Genomic DNA, 5591 nt, shown 5'->3' with positions numbered 1-5591 from the left:
CGTCGTGGCGATCGGGTCCGCGGTCGTCTACGGCGCCTGGGCCGACCGGCCGGAGATCAACGACGGCGACCCGCTGCCCCGCACGGAGGACGCTGCCCGGGACGGACTGGTGGGTGACCTCCTCGCCGCGGCGGCCGTGCTCGAGCGCGGGGCACGCCGCAGGTCCCCGCTGGTCACGCAGCTGCGGCCGGCGGCGGTGGTCGGCGCCGGCGTCGACACCTTCGTCACCCGGCACTTCGAGGCTCCCCGCCTGCTCACCGTGCGCGGCGCCGTCCGTCCGTGGCAGTTCGTGCACGTGGACGACCTGGCCGCCGCGACGCGGTTCGCGGTGGACCACGCGCTCGCGGGCGTGCTCACCGTGGGGGCGCCGGACGTGCTCGATCCCGCCCAGGTCGAGGCGGCGTCGGGGATGCGCCGGGTCGAGCTGGCGGCCGCGACCGCGTTCGGCACGGCGGAGCGGCTGCACCGCGTGGGAGTCCTGCCGGCGCCCGCCTCGGAGCTCGCTTTCGTCGTCTACCCGTGGACCGTCGCGTCGGACCGTCTGCGCGCGGCGGGGTGGGAACCGCGGTGGTCCAGCGCCGCCTGCCTCGACGTCCTGCTCGAGGGGGTCCAGGGCCGGCTCGCCGTCGCCGGACGCCGGGTGGGCACGCGGGACGCCGCCGCGCTCGGGGCGGCGGGAGCTGCTGTCGCGCTCATCGGCACGGCAGCCGTGTGGCGGCAGGCGCGGGCGCGTCGGCGGGGGTGAGCGCGACAGGGGATGATGTGGGCGTGCTGGAGCAGCCCACCTCCCCGTTCGATGTCGACGAGCCCCCCGGCGAGCCCGAACGCGTCAGCCCGCGCTCGCTCACGCTGTCGGTCGGCATGCTGGYCACCGCGCTGCTGCTCGCCGTGCTCGTCATCCTGCCGGTGCCCTACGCGATCAGCAGCCCGGGCCCGACGCGCGACGTTCTCGGTGAGCACGACGACACGCCGCTGATCCAGATCGAGGGCGCCGAGACGTTCGAGTCCACCGGTGAGCTGCGCCTGACCACAGTGTCCGGCACGGGCGGTCCCGGCTTCCCGTCCAGCGCGGTCGGCGTCGTCCAGGGCTGGCTCTCGCGCTGGACCGTGGTCCAGCCGGTCGAGCTGCTGTACCCGCYGGACCAGACCCAGGACGAGATCGACGAGTCCAACGAGGCGGAGATGGTCTCCTCGCAGGAGAACGCCGCGGTCGCCGCGCTCACCGAGCTGGGGTACGAGGTCCCCGCGACGCTCGTCGTGGCCGGTGCCGTCGAGGGGACCGACGCCGAGGGCAAGGTCGAGGAGGGGGACGTCATCGTCGCCCTGGACGGCATCGCGGTACCCGACTACCAGGGGCTGATCGCGCAGCTGGAGCAGGTGGAGCCGGGGGACACCGTCACGCTCACCGTGCGCCGGCACGGCCAGGCCGTCGACATCCCGGTCGTCACCGGGGAGAAGGACGACGGTCGCGCGCAGATCGGCGTGTTCATCGACCCGTCCTTCGACATGCCGGTGGACGTGACCATCAGCATCGACGACATCGGCGGACCGAGCGCGGGGACCATGTTCGCGCTGGGGATCATCGACAAGATGACGCCCGAGGACGAGGCGAACGGCAAGGACATCGCGGGGACGGGCACCATCGACGTCACCGGCGAGGTCGGTCCGATCGGCGGGATCCGGCAGAAGCTTGCGGGCGCCACGCGCGACGGGGCGACCTGGTTCCTGGCGCCTGCCTCGAACTGCGACGAGGTCGTCGGGCACGTGCCGGACGGGCTCCGCGTCGTCTCCATCGAGACGCTGCACGACGCCCGCGAGGCGATGACCGCGATCGGCGCCGGGACGGCCGACGACCTGCCGACCTGCCGCTAGTCAGTCGAGCGTCGAGCGCACCGCGGAGACCAGGCCCGGCACCAGGTCGGGACCCTGACCCACCTGGTCGGCGCTGTCGTTCGCGCGGCTGCGGACGGCGCACCACGACGGCCCGTCGCGCAGCGCCCCCACCACCAGGCGCACGTCCTGGCGCTCGGGATGGGCCAGGAGGTACTCGAGCGCGGCGTCGGTGTCCCGCGGCATCGCCTCCTCGGCGGCCRGTGGGAGGACGACGCGCTCCACGGTGACCGCCATGCCGTCCACCGTCGACGGCCACGACAGGCCGGCGAGCAGGGTCTCCAGGTCCGGCGCCGCAGGCAGCTCCTCCTGCTCGACCGACGTCAGGTGGTCCGGGTCGGACCGCGCCGCGACCAGCACCGCCGGGTCCAGCTGAGCGGCGAGGCCGGGCTCGGTCTGCAGCATCGCCTGCGTGCGGACGAGCGCGAAGACGCGGACCGGCCCGTCCCAGCCTGCCTCGGCGACGTGCTGCTCGATCTCGCGGACGGATCCGGCCAGGGCGGCCAGTGCGGGGGTGGGTTCAGTCACGGGTTCATGGTCGCATTCCTGTGGGAACCTGTGCCTCGACCGGCACGTTCAGCGTGCGAGTGGTGTGCGTCCTGTGCGTGCCCCGCTGTCAGCTCTTGTTCCCGATCTTGTACCCGATGACGAGGACCGCCACGCCGTGACATTCGGAAGCCCGCCGCCGCCCCGGACCAGCCCGCCCCGCGCGCGCCGGCGCGGAGCACTCGCACCCACGCTGGTCGTTCTCGGCGTGCTCGTCGTCCTCGTGCTCCTCCTCGCCCAGGTGTGGACGGAGGTGCTCTGGTACCGCCAGCTCGGGTTCGGGGGAGTCATCGCCACCGAGTGGGGCACGCGCGCCGTGCTGTTCACGCTCGGGTTCCTCGTCATGGGCGGGGCCGTCTACTGGAGCCTGAACTTCGGCTACCGGTCACGTCCCGTGTACGCCCCGTCGACGCAGGAGCAGGCGAACCTCGACCAGTACCGCGAGGCCATCGAGCCGCTGCGCCGCCTGGTGATGATCGTCGGCCCCGCCGTGCTCGGCCTGTTCGCCGGTGCGGCCGCGTCCCAGCAGTGGCAGACCATCCAGCTGTGGATGCACGGGGGGACGGTCGGCAAGACCGACGCCCAGTACGGCATCGACCTGGGCTTCTACCTGTTCACGCTGCCCGGCCTGCGGTTCGTCGTCTCGTTCCTCATGGCCGTCACGGTCCTGGCCGGCATCGGCGCCGTGGCCACCCAGTACCTGTACGGCGGCCTGCGCGTGGGCGGTCCGAGCGGCGGGACCCCGCGCACGACCCGCGCCGCCCGGGTCCAGCTGACGACCATCGCGGCCGTGCTCATGCTGCTCATCGCGGCGAGCTACTGGCTGGACCGCTACTCGATCCTCATGAAGTCGGGCCAGAAGTTCGTCGGCGCCTCGTTCACGGACGTGCACGCGGTCATCCCGTCCAAGGCGATCCTCGCGGGCATCGCGATCTTCGTCGCCGTGATGTTCATCGTCACCGCGATCCGCGGCAACTGGCGCCTGCCCGCCATCGGCGTCGGCCTGATGATCGTCGCGGCCATCGCCGTCGGCGGCATCTACCCGGCAGTCGTGCAGCGGTTCCAGGTGCAGCCGAACCAGCAGGACGCCGAGGCGGAGTACATCCAGCGCAACATCGAGGCGACGCTCGACGCGTACGGGCTCGACGACGTCAAGACGACGGAGTACAACGCGGAGGTCACTGCCGAGGCCGGCGCGCTGCGCGAGGACGCCGACACCACCGCGTCGATCCGCCTGCTCGACCCGCAGATCGTCAGCCCGTCCTTCAAGCAGCTCGAGCAGATCCGCGCGTTCTACGACTTCCCCGACTCCCTGTCGGTCGACCGCTACGAGGTCAACGGCGAGAGCCGCGACACCGTGATCGCCGTGCGCGAGCTGTCGCTCGAGGGGCTCGACGAGCAGCAGCGCAACTGGACCAACGACACCACGGTCTACACCCACGGCTTCGGCGTGGTCGCCGCCTACGGCAACACGACCGCAGGCCGCGGGGCGCCCGACTTCTGGGAGGGCGGCATCCCGTCCACCGGCGACATGGGCGAGTACGAGCCGCGGATCTACTTCAGCCCGAAGGCCCCGACCTACTCCATCGTCGGCGCCCCCGACGGTGCGACGCCGTGGGAGCTGGACTACCCCTCCGACGAGGGCTCCGGCGCGCAGAACAGCACGTTCCCGACGCAGGACGTCTCTGCCGGCCCGTCGATCTCGAACCCGTTCACCAAGCTGCTCTACGCGCTGAAGTTCGGCTCCGAGCAGATCGTGTTCTCCGACCGTGTGACGAGCGACTCGCAGATCCTCTACGACCGCGACCCGCGCGACCGGGTGCAGAAGGTGGCCCCGTACCTGACGCTCGACGGCCGCGTGTACCCGGCGGTCGTCGACGGCCGGGTCAAGTGGATCGTCGACGGCTACACGACGACGGACCAGTACCCGTACGCGGCGTCGCGGTCCCTCGACGACGCGACCACGGACTCCCTGACCGAGACGTCCGAGACCGTCCAGGCGCTCCAGCCGAAGACGGTCAGCTACATCCGGAACTCGGTGAAGGCCACCGTGGACGCCTACGACGGATCGGTCACGCTGTACGCCTGGGACATCGAGGACCCCATCCTCAAGGCGTGGGACTCGGTGTTCCCGTCGACGCTCGAGCCCCTGTCGTCGATCGACGGCGCGCTCATGAGCCACCTGCGCTACCCCGAGGACCTGTTCAAGGTGCAGCGCAACCTGCTCGCCCGGTACCACGTCACCGACGCCGGGCAGTTCTTCTCCGGAAACGACTTCTGGGCCAACCCGAACGACCCCACCAGCAGCGTCGCCGTCCCGCAGCCGCCGTACTACCTCACGCTGCGGATGCCGGACCAGGACGAGGCTCGCTTCTCGCTCATGTCGTCGTTCATCCCGACGGGCAACAACGCCCGCAACGTGCTGACCGGCTACCTCGCGGTCGACGCCGAAGCGGGCAACGAGGACGGCAAGCCGTCGGACGACTACGGCACGCTCCGGCTGCTCGAGCTGCCACGTGACTCGACGGTGCCCGGACCCGGCCAGGTGAACAACAACTTCGTCGCCGACCCGGACGTGTCCAACGAGCTCAACATCCTCGGACGAGGCGACTCGCAGGTGGCCCGCGGCAACCTGCTCACCTTGCCGATGGGTGGCGGTCTGCTCTACGTGCAGCCCGTGTACGTCCAGGCGCGGACCGGCACCACCTTCCCGCTGCTGCAGCGCGTGCTCGTCGCGTTCGGCGACGACATCGGGTTCGCGGACACGCTCGACGGCGCCCTCGACCAGGTGTTCGGCGGAGACTCGGGTGCCGACGCCGGCGACGCGGGGACCGATCCCGACACGGGCACGCCCCCGACAGGCGAACCGACGGCGGAACCGACGGCTCCGCCGACCGACCCGGGGACCGGGACCGGCACGGACGAGACCGCCCGCGCCGACCTCGACCGCGCGCTTCAGCAGGCCAAGGAGGCCATCGCGGACAGCCAGTCGGCACTGGCACGCAACGACTTCGCGGCCTACGGCGAGGCGCAGCAGCGGCTCGACGACGCGGTCCGGGCTGCCCTCGACGCGGAGGCCCGACTGGGCGAGTGACGTGGTCCGGCCGGTGGTGACGCCCGACTGGGCGAGTGACGTGGTCCGGCCGGTGGTGACG

Annotated in this window: 4 protein-coding genes; 3 read left to right on the top strand and 1 reads right to left on the bottom strand. The window is 71.8% G+C overall.

Features of this window, described 5'->3' with window-relative positions; genetic code table 11:
- Positions 1-745, top strand: a 745-nt coding sequence (locus tag AC1DUQ_RS16640) for a Rossmann-fold NAD(P)-binding domain-containing protein (RefSeq protein WP_477074168.1), incomplete at its 5' end; no start/stop codon positions are given.
- A 23-nt stretch (positions 746-768) separates the two neighbouring features.
- Positions 769-1872, top strand: coding sequence for a YlbL family protein (locus AC1DUQ_RS16635; protein WP_477074167.1), 1104 nt, complete (start codon positions 769-771; stop codon positions 1870-1872).
- Here AC1DUQ_RS16635 and AC1DUQ_RS16630 read toward each other — a convergent pair whose 3' ends face one another.
- Positions 1873-2418: a PPA1309 family protein gene (locus AC1DUQ_RS16630; protein ID WP_477074166.1), complete on the bottom strand. Its 546-nt coding sequence runs from the start codon at positions 2416-2418 to the stop codon at positions 1873-1875. It abuts the gene before it with no gap.
- Positions 2419-2554: 136 nt separating this feature from the next.
- Between AC1DUQ_RS16630 and AC1DUQ_RS16625 the strand changes: the two genes are divergently transcribed.
- On the top strand, positions 2555-5530 hold the full coding sequence (locus tag AC1DUQ_RS16625) for a UPF0182 family membrane protein (protein WP_477061529.1): 2976 nt from the start codon (positions 2555-2557) through the stop codon (positions 5528-5530).
- Positions 5531-5591 lie beyond the last annotated feature (61 nt).

Source organism: Cellulomonas sp. P4_B5_2 (assembly GCF_056402235.1).
Note: the sequence above shows the minus strand (reverse complement) of the source record. Positions and strands in the feature narration are given on the sequence as shown.